Source organism: Chryseobacterium soli (assembly GCF_000737705.1).
Taxonomy (GTDB): Bacteria; Bacteroidota; Bacteroidia; order Flavobacteriales; family Weeksellaceae; genus Chryseobacterium; species Chryseobacterium soli.
Genome location: NZ_JPRH01000012.1, coordinates 18495 through 33717, shown reverse-complemented (window position 1 = coordinate 33717; position 15223 = coordinate 18495). Strand labels below are relative to the sequence as shown.

Genomic DNA, 15223 nt, shown 5'->3' with positions numbered 1-15223 from the left:
ATGCGATCCCGAAAGACCGCATTCCATTAACAATATAATTTAATTTACTACTTCCAACCGCCACCTAACGCCCGGTATAAATCTACAATGCTGCTTAATCTCTGTCTTTTTACGGATGCAAGATTAAGTTCTGCCTGTAAAGAATTTCCCTGAGCGGTAATTACTTCTAAATAATTTGCCATGCCGCCTTTATAAAGCATTTGGGCACTTTTTATACCGTCTTTCAACGTTTGAACCTGCTCTGTAGCTTTCTGTTCCTGGACTTTTAAACTTTCATTAGAAACCAACGCATCAGAAACTTCTCCCACAGCATTTAAAACAGACTGACGGAACGCCAGTACATTTTTCTCTCTCTGAAGTTTAGCCACTGCCAAATCTGTTTTCAACTGTCTCTTTTGAAAAATAGGCTGGGTAAGTCCTCCCAATACCGATCCGAATAAAGATGCCGGAATCTGAAACCAGTTGTCTATTTTGAAAGAATTTACTCCTCCGGTAGCGGTAATTTTCAACGCAGGATACATATTAGCCTGAGCAATCCCTACCATCGAGTTGGATTCTAACAGAAACAATTCCTGCTGACGAACATCCGGACGACGGCTCACCATTGCTGCAGGAAGTCCTGCTGAAATACTTTGTGGCAAAGAGGTATCAGACATTTCGATTGTTCTGTTGATGGTATTTGGATTTTCACCGACAAGGATGCTCAATGCATTTTCCTGAATGGCAATATTCTGTTCCAGCTGAGTAATCAACAGTTCTGTAGACTGCTTCTGTGCTGTTGCCTGCTGTACACCGAGAGAAGTTGTATCTCCGCTTTCCCACATTTTCTGGGTAATAGACAACGTATTGCTGCTTAATTCCAAATTGGATTTTGCAATATCCATTTGTTTGTCAAGCATCAGCAGGTTATAATATCCTTGGGCAATTGCTGCGACCACTTGTGTCTGGATCGCTTTAGTGGCTTCATATGTTTGCAGGTACTGCATTCTTGAAACCTCCTGTTGATTTTTAATTTTACCCCAGATATCAGCTTCCCAAGATAAATTGAATGCTGCATTATAATCTTCAACATAGTCTTTTCCTAAAAATAAATTAAGACTCTGCCCGTTCATGCTGTTTTTGGAAGGCTTGGAAATCTGTGCTGAAACTCCGAAACCAACATCGGGATATTGAAGATATTTCGCTTGTTTCAGTTTTTCCTGTGAAGAAGCCACTTGCTTTAATGCAATCTGAAGATCGTAATTATGGGTAATTCCTTTTTCTATCAGGTTTTGAAGAATAGGATCACTGAAAAACTGTTTCCATTCCAGATTGGCAATACTTGCCGTATCAGCAGTAGCTGTAAACCGGAATTCCTCAGGAAGCTGTAAGTCCGGTTCCTTGTATGCAACTTTTGTTACACAAGAAACCGCAATGACAGCTAATATAATGGTTAGAAAAATATTCTTAATTCTTTTCATAGTTTTTATATAAACTTTTAATTGAATACAAAACTTTGAGAGATCTTTTATACAAAGTAGTCTTTAGTAGGAGATATGCTTTGCTTTTATAATCGCAGTTTGAATAGTTGCTGCTCTATTTTTTATTGACCACTGATTTCACAGATTTTCACAGATGACTGTAGCTATTTATGAAAGGTTTGTGGTTTAAAAATATTCTCAAAGTTTTGTAAATCATTTTTATTAATGAGAAGATGCTAAAAGTTCTTCCTGTTGTTTTTGTTTTAGCAATCTTTTATTTTTTCTGCTTGGCATTTTTTCATGCAGGTACTGGAAGATCACATACATCACCGGAATGATGAACACTCCGAACACTACTCCTGTAAGCATTCCTCCTACGGTACTGTACCCAATGGAATGATTACCTTGTGCAGAAGCTCCCTGAGTCCATATCAGCGGAAGCATCCCTACAATAAATGCGAAAGAGGTCATTAAGATAGGTCTTAGACGCAGTCTTGAAGCCTGAAGTGCCGATTCAATCAGTGTTTTCCCTGCTTTTCTTCTCTGAACAGCAAATTCTACAATCAGAATCGCATTTTTTGCCAAAAGCCCTACAAGCATGATCAATCCTACCTGAACATAAATGTTATTATCAATTCCGGCTAAACCTGTGAAAGCAAATACTCCAAAAATCCCTGTAGGAATGGTAAGGATAATCGCAAACGGAAGGATATAGCTCTCATATTGTGCTGCTAACAGGAAATACACAAATAGGATACTCAACATAAAGACGAATATAGTCTGTCCGCCTGTTTTGATTTCTTCACGGGTAATCCCGGTCCATTCATAGCCATAGCCTCTTGGAAGCGATTGTTTGGCTACTTCTTCTACCGCTTTAATGGCATCTCCGGTACTGTAACCCGGTTTAGGAGTTCCATTGATGGTTACTGCATTGAAGAGGTTGTTTCTTGTTACCGTTTCAGGTCCGAAGCTTCTCTTTAAAGTCACCAGTGTTTTAGCAGGAACCATTTCCCCGGATTTATTTTTCACATAAATTCCTTCCAGAGAATTAATATCCGTACGGTAAGCAACGTCTGCCTGTGCCATTACTCTGTAGTATTTACCAAATCTGTTGAAATCCGACACGAAACTACTTCCGTAATAAATCTGCATCGTCTGCATCAGTTCCGTTACAGAAACCCCCAGCTGATTTGCTTTATCCGTATCTACATCAATAGTGTATTGTGGGTTTCCGGCTGCATAAGTGGTAAATGCAAACGCAATTTCCGGACGTTTCATCAATTCCCCGATGAATGCCTGTGTGGTGGTTCCTAACTGTTCAAAAGAACCGTTGGTTTTATCCTGAAGCATAAATTCAAAACCGGAAACGTTCCCGAATCCCTGAATAGTAGGGAAGTTGAAGAAGAATGCATTGGCATCTTTTACCTGGCTCACTTTTCCTGTTAATGTTGCGGCGATTTCGTTAGGATCTTTCATATCGCCACGTTTATCATAATCTTTAAGTTTGATAAAACCTGCAGAATAAGGAGAGGCGTTGGCGTTACTGATAAAGTTCATTCCATCTGCTACCCAAAGGTGATTGGTTGCCTTTTCTCCATTGATGATTTTATCAATCTGGGCAGTAGCTCTGTGGGTTCTTTCCAGTGAACTTCCCGGAGGAGTATTTACCGCATATAATACAAATCCCTGATCTTCCGTAGGAATAAATCCTGAAGGAGCTTTTTTAATTAAGAAAATACTTGCTGCGGTAATAAGGACTAAACCTCCTACGGCAACCCATTTATTTTTAATTAAAAATTTAAGACTGTAAATATATTTTTTAGTCATATTGTTGAAACTCACATTGAAGGCATTGAAGAATCTTGCTCCAAAACCTTTTTTATGACCGTGTTCACCATACTCTCCCTGAGGATCATTTAAGAACATTGCACATAAAGCTGGGCTCAACGTTAACGCATTGACTGCAGAGATCAGAATCGCAATCACTAAAGTGAAGGCAAACTGTCTGTAGAAAACTCCTGCAGGTCCCTGCATGAATCCTACCGGAATAAATACCGCACACATCACCAGGGTAATGGAAATAATAGCCCCGGAAATTTCACTCATGGAATTCTGTGTTGCCTGCTCCACCGGCATTCCGGTTTGTTCCATCTTCGAATGGACAGCTTCTACGACCACAATTGCATCATCCACTACAATACCAATGGCGAGTACCAATGCAAACAGGGTTAACATATTGATACTAAATCCAAACAATTGAAGGAAGAAGAAGGTACCAATAATCGCAACCGGTACGGCAATAGCCGGAATTAATGTAGATCTGAAATCCTGAAGGAAAATAAATACAACAATAAATACAAGAACGAATGCGATGACAAGTGTTTCCACTACTTGATGGATAGAAGCATCCAAAAAGTCTTTGGAATTGTACATGATGATCGGTTCCACTCCTTTTGGAAGTGTGGTTTTAAGCTGATCAACCTGTTTCTCAATTTCCGTTAAGATTTCGTTCGCGTTTGAACCTGCAGTTTGAAGGATCGCAAATCCGGCAACCGGTTTTCCGTCTACTCTGTTCGTTGCAGTATACGTATAAGAACCAAATTCAACTCTTGCTACATCTTTTAATCTCAGGAATGAACCGTCACTGTTGGCTTTAATCGCAATACTTTCGTAATCTTCGCCTTTATTCAGCTTTCCTTTGTATTTAAGAATGTATTCATACGTTTCTTTACTCCCTTGTCCAAGACGTCCTGGAGCAGCTTCAAGATTGTGATCCTTAATCGCTGCAAGCACTTCCTGTGGAGAAAGATTGTTGGCTGCTAATCTATCCGGTTTCAGCCAGATTCTCATGGAGTAATCCCTTGTCCCGAACACCTGAGCCTGAGCAACTCCCGGAATACGCTGAATCTGAGGAATTACGTTAATTTTAAGGTAATTCTGAAGGAAAAGCTCATCATATTGTTTTGGATCATCACTCGATAATCCCATGAACATGATCATACTGTTCTGTACCTTCTGAGTGGATATTCCGGCCTGAACAACCTCCTGAGGAAGCTGGCTCATTGCTTTTGATACCCTGTTTTGTACGTTTACCGCAGCATTATCGGGATCAGATCCCTGCTTGAAAAATACACTCAGTGTCATCGTTCCGTCATTACTGGAGTTGGAAGTCATGTAGGTCATGTTTTCCACTCCATTCACGGCTTCCTCAATCGGAGTTGCCACAGAACGCGCCACTACCTCAGCATTCGCTCCCGGATAAAAGGCGGTTACCTGAACACTCGGTGGAGCGATATCCGGAAAGAGGGCAATGGGTAAATTAAAGAGAGACAGTGCTCCCAATAATAAGAGTATTATGGAGATGACCGTAGAGAGTACCGGTCTTTCTATAAATTGTTTTAACATAAGAAGTTTATTTATTTAAGTCTTCTGTATTAGTAAAGATGTTTACAAAGGTTTTGCTTTCAGCAGGCTGTCAGAAGAGATCGGTTTCGGTTGTATTGAAGCGCCGTCTTTTAAGCTGCCAAGTCCTGTGTATACAATCTTATCACCTGCAGAAAGTCCTTCAGAGATGAAGTAATAACTGTCTGTTTTTCCAGAGATGGTTATAGGTTTGCTGGTTACTTTATTGTCCTTGCCAAGGATATATACATAGGTTTTATCCTGAATCTCAAAAGTAGATTCTTGTGGAATAACCACTACGTTGGTCAGGAGCTGAGGTAAGCGCACTCGCCCTGTATTTCCTGTTCTTAATGTACCATGTGCATTAGGGAATACGGCACGTACACTGATGGCTCCCGTACTTTTATCGAACTGGCCATCAACAATGCTCATTCTTCCTTTTTCAGAATAGGTACTGTTATCAGCAATTACCAAATCTACCATTGGCATGTTTTTCAGCTTTTCTTCTACGGAAGCTCCGGGATATTTATTTTGAAAAGCAATAAAATCCAGTTCGCTTAAAGAAAAGTAAGCATAAATCTCGCTGATATCAGACAATAACGTCAAAGGGTTAGGATCTGTTCTGGAGATTAAACTTCCCTTTTTGTAAGGAATTCTTCCGATATAACCACTTACAGGTGCTGTAATGGTCGTGAATCCTACATTAATTCTGGCACCTCCTACCGATGCTTTGGCCTGAGCTGCTGAGGCAACTGCTGCTGCATAATTAGCTTTTGCAGTTTTCATCTGTACTTCAGAAACTACCTTTGCGGCTACCAGTGGCTGTAGTCGGTCTACTTCCACTTTAGCTTTCTGAATGTTGGCATCAGCAACCTGTAAATTAGCCTGTGCCATATTCATTTGTTCTCCGTATGCTCTTGAATCTATTTTAAATAACGGCTGTCCCGCTCTTACAAAAGATCCTTCTTCTACATATATTCTGTCCAGGTAACCGTCTACCTGAGATCTTATTTCTACATTGTTTTTCCCTTCCAATGCTGTCGGGAATTCCTGATATGTTGTAGCTGGAGAAGTAATTACCGTATAAACCGGCAATGCTGGTGCAGAAGGAGCCTGATTTGAGTTTTCAGCGGCTTTACTGCAGTTCTGTAAAAGGATGATACTTGATATAAGTACAATAATCCCCGTTTTTCCAGGTATTTTCATTTTTAAGTTTAAATTTTTAATGAAGAGTTTGAAATTAAAGTATTGTAATGTTGTTTTTAATAAATCCTGTTAATTTTTCTAACACTGTTAATAATTAGTTCAAAAAAAATTACAGAATTCTTAATAGAGTGCTAAATTGTCGTTTCCATAATTGCAGTTTATTTGTTTAATGTTGATTGTATCTTAACGATTGGTGATGTTATTTTTCCTAACAGTGTTAATGATAAGGGAAAAAAATGGCATATAATAGTGATATGAAATTAGTTTTCATTTTAAAGTTTATTTTAATTTATAATTGGATAATGTTAAATTATTCCATGTTATTTTTCCTAACAGCGTTAATTTTTGATTCAAAAAAAATTTACAAAGACTTAACAAAAGCTGCTACTGTTTCATCAAGGGTAGTTTTGTTCATCGTTGCCGGAATATCTGTATTACGCATCATCATAATTGAAATAAGGCCGTGTACTGCTGAAAATAACGCGTGAGACATATGACATGCATTATCAGGATTCGATCCGTTTTTCTTAATAATCTCATGTGTGCAGTCATAAATCATATCCTGGAACGAAGAAAATTCTTCTTTCATCATTCCTTTACCGCTGCACTGCATTCCAAGACCAAACATCAGCTGATAATATTCTTTATTTTTAAAAGCGAAGTTCCAGTAGGTATCTACAATTGCGATCAATTGATCCTCGGGATTGTCATGTTTTTTCTGAGCTTTTAGCAGCTCTATATGCAGACAATGGAAACCGTTTAATGAAATTTCATATAAAATGGCTTCTTTATTTTCAAAATAATCATAAACAACCGGTGCACTGTACTCAATAGCATCCGCTATTTTACGAATGGAAAGTGATGCCCAGCCCTCTGTTTTAGCCAATGTAAAGGCAGCCTGCAAAATATTTGCACGGATGGATTCCTTCTCTCTTTGGCGACGTTCATGTAGGCCCATTGATTATTTTTTACTAACAGTGTTAGCAAAACTACAAACATTTACCCATACCAACCAAATAATATTTGGATTTTAACATTTAACGCAAGTTTATAAAACACGAATTGTCAGTTCATAAAAGAAATTTTATCTTTGCCGTAAAGAAAAATAAGGATTATGAATACCCCTTCAAATATGTTAGCATTAGGAACAAAGGCACCTTTCTTTGAACTTCCGAATCCATCAAAAACTAATGAAGTTCAGTCATTAGATGATTTGAAAGGAGAAAAAGGAACTTTGGTCATTTTTATGTGTAACCATTGTCCGTTTGTTCTTCATGTAATTGATAAATTGAATGAATTATATGAAGATTACAACGAAAAAGGAATAGAATTTATCGCCATCAATGCCAACAACGTTGAAAAATATCCGGCAGATTCTCCGGAAAAGATGATTGAATTCCAGATCGAAAGAAATTTCGACTTTCCTTATTTATACGATGAAAGCCAGGCGATCGCAAAAGCATATGATGCGGCATGTACCCCTGATTTTTATTTCTTTGATGAAAAATTAGATCTTGTGTACAGAGGGCAGATGGATGATTCAAGACCGGGAAATCATAAAGATGTTACCGGTGAAGATCTTATCATCGCTTTTGAAAACCTTTTATTAGGTGAGCTCCAGGAAGAGATTCAAAGACCAAGTATGGGATGTAATATTAAATGGAAGTAGATTTCGTTGATTGCTAAGAGTTATCAGTTGATAGCTTTTACCTGCAAAATAGAAAAAGCTGTTCTCTCAGAGAACAGCTTTTTTATTTAATTTTAGTAATGAATGATTTTATTTACACTCAGGAAGTGATAGGAGATTATTTTTTGTTGAACTATCTGCTTCAGTTTTTAAGTACTTTGTTCCATTACTGGTTTCAGCAGTAATAACTTTTACTTTATTATTGCTATCTGTAACATAGGCTATACCATTTTCATCCTTTATCCAATTGTATATTTCTAATCTGGTATTTTTAACTAGTTTCCCTTCCGTACTTATCCATCCCAAATGGGTAATTGCTAAATTAGGATTTTCATGGTTTCCACTGTCTTTGTTGATACATGTAATTGTAATTGCCATAATTTTGTAATTAAGATTGTTGATATTATTTTTACGAAAATAAATGATCCTAATTGCTTATCCTTACGGCTTTCCATAAACAGAAGAATTATTTGGATTAATCTTTAAAAACTAGCTTTAACCTTCACCTCGCTCTCAACCTTCAAGTCAACTTTCACTTTATTATGGGAATGGTTTTTAATAAATTCAGATGGTGTTTTCTCTGTATATTTTTTAAACATTCGGTTAAAATAAGTCACATTATTGAATCCGCAGCTGTAGCTGCATTCTGAAATACTTTTATCCTGCACCATTAATAAACAGGCTTTATTGATCCGGTAGCGGTTTACAAATTCTGTAAAGGTGATCTGGGTCGCTTTTTTGAAAAAATTACAAAAGGCGGGTAAAGTCAGATTGGCGAGCTTGGCTACATCATCAATATTGATTTCTTTTTCATAATTGTGCTCTACATACGTGAAGATATTTTCCAGACGGGTCTTATTCTTTGAGATAATCGTGTAGGGCATGATTTCTTTATTCAGCAGATCATAATCATTACATTGGGAAAGCTCAAAAAGGATTTCCAGTAGGAGCAAATATCTTTTATAGCCTTCAGATTCTACCATGAGTCTCAACTTGGGAAGAATCGATTTTTTAATCTTATGATGAAAATGAATCCCGTATTTTGAAAGTTCCAGTAAATTTTGAATCGATCGGGCTTCAACCTCTTGTTGTGGAAACTGCAGGATCTCTTCCCGGAACTGCAGCACAATTTCTTCATGCGGATCAATAGAATTCAGTCCAAAACCAGAATGTGGAATATTTGTTCCTATCAGGACGAGATCACCATTCGAATAATTGCTTTTATGATAGCCAACATGGCGGGTTCCGCTGCCGGAAGCCACGCAGACCAGCTCAATTTCCGGATGATAATGATACTCCCATTTAAACTCTGAAATAGGAGAGTTGTTGTGAAGGGTACGGAAAGAGCTTTTTTGATTGGGAATGATCCTTTCGAAACTAACTTTCATTCAATTAATGTTATTTATTCAGTAAAAATAATAATTATATTAATATAGTTCAAATATATGTTTACTATGTTAAATTAACGTTAAGACAAATGCTTCTATCTTAGCCGTCAAGAAATTATTTTAATGAAAAATTTCAATATTAAGGCAGTTTTATTTTTGAACTATTTCGTATTTGCGATTCTGTTGAATTCTGTAGGAACGGTAATCCTTCAGGTGCAGCAGAATTTTGGAATATCGAAATCTTCAGCAAGTGTTTTGGAAGGTTTTAAAGATCTTCCCATTGCGATCTGTTCATTTATTTTAGCCTCATTTTTACCCAAAATAGGAATCAAGAATTCGATGCTGATTGCTTTATTTTTGGTGAGCTGTATGTGCTTTGTGATGCCTTTTTCAAATGATTTCTGGTTTTTCAAATTACTTTTTGCCATTGTGGGAATTTCTTTCGCTCTGATAAAGATTTCGGTTTTCACCTCTATAGGTCTTGTTACGGATACCGATAAAGAACATTCCAGTTTTATGGGATTTTTAGAAGGATTTTTCATGATCGGAGTATTGGTGGGAAATGTCATTTTCAGTCTGTTTATTGATGATCATAATCCAAAATCTACCCATTGGCTCAATGTATACTGGGTATTGGGAATTCTGTCAACCCTGTCATTTTTGTTTTTGTCCTTTTCTAAACTAAATGAGAAAGAAGCGAAAAGTGAAAAAACAGATCTGTTGGGTGATATTAAAAACAGTATTAGTTTATTCAGTTATAGAAAAGTCTTGTTCTTTTTATTATGCGCTTTCCTTTTTGTGTTGGTAGAACAAAGTTTTCAGACCTGGACTCCTACTTTTTATAAGGAAATTTTAAAAGTTCCAACTTCAATGAGTATACAGGCGGGTGCTGTTTTGGCGGGAGCTTTTGCGCTGGGAAGATTTTTATCGGGATTCTTCTCGAAAAAATTCAGTTGGATCTATGTTGTTTCCTTCTGTGTAATTGGCTTTGCGGTCAGCCTTATTCTGGTATTGCCTTTAACCCATAGCGTTCATATTGATGCCACTACCAATTGGTTTAATGCACCTCTAGTAGTATATCTATTCCCATTAATGGGCGGATTGCTGGCACCAATTTATCCAAGCATTAATTCTGTAATTCTTGCTTCGATTCCAAAATATTTACACAGTTCAATGTCCGGGCTTATTGTTGTTTTTTCTGCCATTGGCGGAACGGTAGGCTCCATCATTACCGGTTTTGTATTTCAGGAATTCAGTGGACAGCGGGCATTTTATCTCTCCCTGATCCCGTTGACCTTATTGATCATTTCTGCAATTTTCATGAATAAATTAAAAATAAATCCTAAAAAATAAACATGAGCAATCAACTATACATAAACGAAATTCAAAGTCTTTTTGATGATGTCCAGCGGTCGAAGATTTTTTCAGACCAAAAGATGATGACTGATGCTGTTCCGTTATTTCCTATTGCTGAAATTAATGCGAAATATGAAAAGGAAAAAGAGACTGATGGTTTTAATCTGAAAGATTTTGTACTGAAGAATTTTGATTTTTTAGGAGCAAAAATTTCCATTCAAAGAGAAAAACAATTACCGATTGACCAGCATATAGAAAAGCTTTGGGATGAATTGACGCGCACGGCATATGAAGAGAAAGGGACATTGCTGAAGCTTCCTAAACCTTACATTGTTCCCGGCGGCCGTTTTAATGAGTTTTTCTATTGGGACAGTTATTTTATCATGCTTGGACTCCAGGTTTCCGGAAGAGTGGAAATGATGGAAAATATCATTGAAAACTGTTCTTACCTGATTCATAATGTAGGATTTGTACCTAACGCAAGCCGGACTCATTTCTTAAGCCGTTCCCAACCGCCTTACTTTTCGCTGATGCTTGATCTGCTTTTTGAAACGACAAAAGATGAAACCATTTACACGAAATACCATTCTACTTTAGAAAAAGAATATGCATTCTGGATGGACGGAGAAGAGGGGCTTGAAAAGGATTCAAGTATAAAAAGGGTAGTGAAAATAAATTCGGGTGATGTTTTAAACCGTTATTATGATGCTGAAAACACCCCGCGACCAGAAAGTTATGTCATAGATATTGAAGATGCTGAAAATGCTTCCGGTGAGCAATTTTACAGAAATATAAGAAGTGCCTGCGAATCCGGCTGGGATTTTTCCAGCAGGTGGTTTGAAGACGGCGAAACGATACAAACGATAGAAACACTGAATATTGCTGAGGTAGATGTAAACTGCCTGTTATGGCATTTGGAAAAAACATTGGCAAAGTCTTCAGCCCTTCAGGGTTTCACAGAAAAAGATAATTATTTTACTCAAAGAGCAGCTGACAGAAAGCGGATGATCGATCTCTATTTCTGGGATGAAAATACCGGAATTTATAAAGATTATCACCTAAAAAAACACAAAAAAACATCTTCTGAACATATTGCTGCTCTTTACCCTTTATTCCTGGGATTGGCCAATGAGGAACAGGCAAAAGCTGTTTCTGAAATCATAGCTGAAAAATTTCTGTACCAGGGCGGACTTGTGACGACTACGAAAAATAGCGGACAGCAGTGGGATCTTCCCAATGCATGGGCTCCTTATCAATGGCTGGGTTATAAAGCAATGATGAATTACGGCTTTACAGCAATAGCAGAGGAAATAAAAAATAATTGGTGCTCCAACGTAGAGCGGGTGTATAACAACACCGGAAAACTGATGGAAAAATATAATGCATTAGACACGGAAACGATTGCGGGAGGTGGAGAATATCCTAATCAAGATGGATTTGGCTGGACAAACGGAGTCTATTTAAAGTTGAAACTAAACTAAACAAATATAAAAAAGTCATGACTATGAAAAAAAAATCGATTTTTTTACTCGCAGCCACTGCCACACTGTATTTCAATAATGTGTATGCGCAGGAAACTCCACAAGATTCGATAAAAACATCTTCTATTGATCAGATTGTTATCACCGGGAACTCGGGGCCGAAAAAGAAAATTGAATCCAGTACGGCGATTTCTACTTTCACCGCAAAAGAAATTCAGAAGCAGAATCCTATCAGTGCTGCTGCTTTGTTGCAGCGTGTACCAGGATTTGCCGTAGAAACTTCAGGAGGAGAGGTTGGAAATAACCTTTTTGCAAGAGGGATTCCTTCCGCAGGAGCCTATGAATTTGTACAGGTACAGGAGGATGGTCTTCCTGTTTTTGAAGACGGTGCATTGCAATTTGCCAATGCCGATAACTTTTTCCGTGTCGATAACAGTGTGAGCAGGCTGGAAGCTTTAAGAGGAGGTTCAGGTTCTATTTATGCCAATAACTCTCCCGGAGGATTGATTAACTTTATTACTAAGGAGGGTACGAATGATTTTAAAGGAACTGCTAAACTTGAAACCAGTACATACGGATTAATGCGTACCGACCTGAATGTAGGGGGAGCTTTGGTGAAAGATAAACTGTTCTTTAATGTCGGAGGTTTTTACAGAACGGATGACGGAATCAGAAAAACAGGTTTTAAAGCCAATAACGGAGGCCAGATCAGAATGAATTTAAAGTATGTATTTGATAAAGGCTATGCTAAAATCTATTACAAAAAGCTGGACGACAGAAATACATTCTATCTTCCGATTCCTTTGACCAATGACTTAAAAGAATTCCCCGGTTTCAATGCCAATTACGGAACATACAGCTACAGAACCATCAGCCAGCTTAACATTCCGCAGCCGGGTGGCGGATTCTTCAAAAGAAATTTAGAAGATGGAATTCATCCGAAAGTAGACGCGATTGGGGCTGAATTTAAATATGACCTGGGGAATAATTTCAGTGTTTTAAACAAAACGAGATATACGGATATCAATATGGCGTATACGGGAATATTCCCGGCAGGAGCTCCTAAAACAGCTGCAGCATTTGCCAATAGCAACGGAATCGCCGGAAATAATTATCAATATTCTCTGGTATCTAATGGTGCTGCTATTAATCCTCAGTATGTTCAGGAACTAGGATATTGGGCTATTGATAAGAAAATGAACAATTTCGTCAATGACCTTCAGTTCAGCTACAAATTTGACAAAGGAAATGTTACAGCAGGTTTTTATAAATCCAACTGGAAATCCAATCAGTACTGGAACTGGAGTAATATTCTGACTACCGTATCAGATAAACCTCAGCTTCTGAACTTGGTAGATACTTCTCTAACTCCGAATTCTACAGGATACTCCAAAACGTATAATGGAGTTACCGATATGTCTTTTCTCCTTAGAGACTCACAAACACAGGGAAGCTTAAATGATCTTTACTTAAATCTTGATTATAAAATTACAGACGACCTGAGCTTCAATGGGGGAATCCGTTACAGCCGTGATTTTTATAAAGGATATTCAGTCAATACAACGACAGCCAATTTAAATAATTCCGGATTAACGACTGACGGAACGCACAGTTTCTTAACGACTACAGCAGACGATAATATGTCTGTGCTGGGAAATAAATACAGCTACTGGAGCTATAACGTAGATAAAGTATCCTATACGCTGGCATCCAATTATAAAATCAATAATGAAAATGCAGTCTATGCACGTTTTTCTCACGGTTTCAGATCTCCAAACGAAGAAGCATATTACAATTATTTCACGTCAACTCAGGATGGACCTTTGAAAACGGTAACGACCAATCAGCTGGAAGTTGGATATAAATATTATTCGCGTACTTTCGATATCGGGGTGATTCCTTTTTATTCTACGCTTAAAAACCTTTCCTTTACCGATGTGTTCTCTGATGGTACTTCAGAAAATAAATTTGCCAACACCAGTAACCTTGGGGTAGAAGTAGAAGGATATGCCAGATTATTTAACAATCTGCTGGAAGTTGGATTTAACGGAACCTTCCAGAATCCGAAATATAAAAACTTTACAGGGAAAAATGCTGACGGAACCATATTCGATTATGACGGAAATACGGTAAGAAGAATTCCTAAGTTTTATTTCAACATTGCGCCTTCAGTAAATATTACAAAACAATGGCGAGCGTATGTAAGCTATAATTATTACGGAAAACGTTTCCAGAACGAAGCGAATACGGAGGATTATGTATTGCCTGCATTCAGTGAATTCGGGGCAGGAACTTCCTATCAGCTTGGCAAAATACGTTTTGCGATCGACGGAACCAATATTTTCAACACCATCGGAATCACAGAAGGAGATCCAAGATCTCAGGATGCTTCTGTATCCAATATCAGAATGGCAAGACCAATTATGGGAGCTGCTGTAAGAGGTTCTATTACTTTAGATTTCTAAGAATAATTTCTTTATAATATAGAGAAACCGTCAGAATTTCTGACGGTTTTTATGTATATTTTAAATCAAACAATCTTTAGAAAAAAGGATTGTATTGCCTTTCAGATCCAATTGTCGTAGGATTTCCGTGCCCGGAGAATACCTGGGTGTCATCTTCTAAAACGAAAAGCTTAGTTTTGATTCCATTAATAAGCTGTTCATGATTTCCTTTATACAAATCCGTTCTGCCGATGCTTCCTTCAAAAAGAACATCACCTGAGATCATGAATTTTTGATTTACATTGTGATAAACCACACTTCCCGGAGAATGCCCTGGAACATGATAAATCTTAAATTTTTCCCCGTCCAGATCAAGCTCCTCTCCTTCATTGATGTAGTGTACATCTACTTTTACAGGATTGATGTTCATTCCAAATCTCATTCCGCTGGCCTGAAGCATATCCAAAACATCCTGATCCTCCTTATGCATATACACAGGAACTTTAAACTTGTCAAAAGCCCACTGCAGCCCCAAAACATGATCGATATGAGCATGCGTTAAAATAATTTTCTGGATTTTCAACCCATTTTCTGTAATAAAATTGTCGATCGCCTTTGTTTCCTGTTCATTTGCATTCCCCGGATCGATTAACCAGGCATTTTTATTTTCATTATAAACTACATATGTATTTTCGCTCGCAAAATTGAATACGAATCCTTGTATCTGAAGCATAGGTTTAATATTTTTTTATCAAAAATACGATATTATTAAGAAAATGGCGATTTTTTGGTATCTTCG

Annotated in this window: 11 protein-coding genes; 4 read left to right on the top strand and 7 right to left on the bottom strand. The window is 37.6% G+C overall.

The genetic code is table 11. The features are described 5' to 3' along the window. Positions 1 to 47 precede the first annotated feature (47 nt). From IW15_RS19965 to IW15_RS19950, 4 genes are all read right to left on the bottom strand, one after another. The gene (locus IW15_RS19965) at positions 48 to 1460 is read right to left on the bottom strand and encodes an efflux transporter outer membrane subunit (RefSeq protein WP_034714982.1); all 1413 of its coding nucleotides are present in this window, start codon (positions 1458 to 1460) and stop codon (positions 48 to 50) included. Positions 1461 to 1682: 222 nt separating this feature from the next. Next, positions 1683 to 4865, bottom strand: coding sequence for an efflux RND transporter permease subunit (locus IW15_RS19960; RefSeq protein ID WP_034714980.1), 3183 nt, complete (start codon positions 4863 to 4865; stop codon positions 1683 to 1685). A 42-nt stretch (positions 4866 to 4907) separates the two neighbouring features. Continuing rightward, complete coding sequence (locus IW15_RS19955; protein WP_034714978.1) at positions 4908 to 6068, bottom strand: efflux RND transporter periplasmic adaptor subunit; 1161 nt, start codon at positions 6066 to 6068, stop codon at positions 4908 to 4910. Between the two features lie 361 nt (positions 6069 to 6429). Next, the gene (locus IW15_RS19950) at positions 6430 to 7026 is read right to left on the bottom strand and encodes a TetR/AcrR family transcriptional regulator (protein WP_034714976.1); all 597 of its coding nucleotides are present in this window, start codon (positions 7024 to 7026) and stop codon (positions 6430 to 6432) included. Between the two features lie 153 nt (positions 7027 to 7179). Here IW15_RS19950 and IW15_RS19945 point away from each other — a divergent pair, with 153 nt between their 5' ends. Then, entirely contained in the window at positions 7180 to 7737 is a 558-nt protein-coding gene (locus tag IW15_RS19945; protein WP_185097433.1) for a thioredoxin family protein, read from the top strand. 108 nt (positions 7738 to 7845) lie between these two features. On the opposite strand, the gene IW15_RS19940 is transcribed toward IW15_RS19945, so the two are convergent. Then, positions 7846 to 8133 (bottom strand): DUF3892 domain-containing protein, encoded by a 288-nt coding sequence (locus IW15_RS19940; RefSeq protein WP_034714971.1) that lies wholly within the window; start codon positions 8131 to 8133, stop codon positions 7846 to 7848. A gap of 104 nt (positions 8134 to 8237) precedes the next feature. After that, the gene (locus tag IW15_RS19935; protein WP_034714969.1) at positions 8238 to 9143 is read right to left on the bottom strand and encodes an AraC family transcriptional regulator; all 906 of its coding nucleotides are present in this window, start codon (positions 9141 to 9143) and stop codon (positions 8238 to 8240) included. 123 nt (positions 9144 to 9266) lie between these two features. On the opposite strand from IW15_RS19935, the gene IW15_RS19930 reads away from it, so the two are divergent. The 3 genes from IW15_RS19930 to IW15_RS19920 are packed head-to-tail and all read left to right on the top strand — an operon-like array spanning position 9267 to position 14445. Beyond that, the gene (locus tag IW15_RS19930; protein WP_034714967.1) at positions 9267 to 10496 is read left to right on the top strand and encodes an MFS transporter; all 1230 of its coding nucleotides are present in this window, start codon (positions 9267 to 9269) and stop codon (positions 10494 to 10496) included. 2 nt (positions 10497 to 10498) lie between these two features. Next, positions 10499 to 11980, top strand: coding sequence for a trehalase family glycosidase (locus IW15_RS19925; protein WP_034714965.1), 1482 nt, complete (start codon positions 10499 to 10501; stop codon positions 11978 to 11980). Between the two features lie 23 nt (positions 11981 to 12003). Further along, entirely contained in the window at positions 12004 to 14445 is a 2442-nt protein-coding gene (locus tag IW15_RS19920) for a TonB-dependent receptor (RefSeq protein ID WP_034715224.1), read from the top strand. 76 nt (positions 14446 to 14521) lie between these two features. Here the strand turns inward: IW15_RS19920 and IW15_RS19915 are convergent, their stop codons facing one another. Then, on the bottom strand, positions 14522 to 15157 hold the full coding sequence (locus IW15_RS19915; RefSeq protein WP_034714963.1) for an MBL fold metallo-hydrolase: 636 nt from the start codon (positions 15155 to 15157) through the stop codon (positions 14522 to 14524). Positions 15158 to 15223: the final 66 nt, after the last annotated feature.

Bases quoted from the DNA above. Each gene is read 5' to 3' on its own strand.
- IW15_RS19955 (WP_034714978.1), bottom strand. From the start codon at position 6,068: ATGAAAATACCTGGAAAAACGGGGATTATTGTACTTATATCAAGTATC.
- IW15_RS19925 (WP_034714965.1), top strand. From the start codon at position 10,499: ATGAGCAATCAACTATACATAAACGAAATTCAAAGTCTTTTTGATGAT.
- IW15_RS19960 (WP_034714980.1), bottom strand. From the start codon at position 4,865: ATGTTAAAACAATTTATAGAAAGACCGGTACTCTCTACGGTCATCTCC.
- IW15_RS19965 (WP_034714982.1), bottom strand. From the start codon at position 1,460: ATGAAAAGAATTAAGAATATTTTTCTAACCATTATATTAGCTGTCATT.
- IW15_RS19930 (WP_034714967.1), top strand. From the start codon at position 9,267: ATGAAAAATTTCAATATTAAGGCAGTTTTATTTTTGAACTATTTCGTA.
- IW15_RS19935 (WP_034714969.1), bottom strand. From the start codon at position 9,143: ATGAAAGTTAGTTTCGAAAGGATCATTCCCAATCAAAAAAGCTCTTTC.
- IW15_RS19940 (WP_034714971.1), bottom strand. From the start codon at position 8,133: ATGGCAATTACAATTACATGTATCAACAAAGACAGTGGAAACCATGAA.
- IW15_RS19920 (WP_034715224.1), top strand. From the start codon at position 12,004: ATGAAAAAAAAATCGATTTTTTTACTCGCAGCCACTGCCACACTGTAT.
- IW15_RS19915 (WP_034714963.1), bottom strand. From the start codon at position 15,157: ATGCTTCAGATACAAGGATTCGTATTCAATTTTGCGAGCGAAAATACA.
- IW15_RS19950 (WP_034714976.1), bottom strand. From the start codon at position 7,026: ATGGGCCTACATGAACGTCGCCAAAGAGAGAAGGAATCCATCCGTGCA.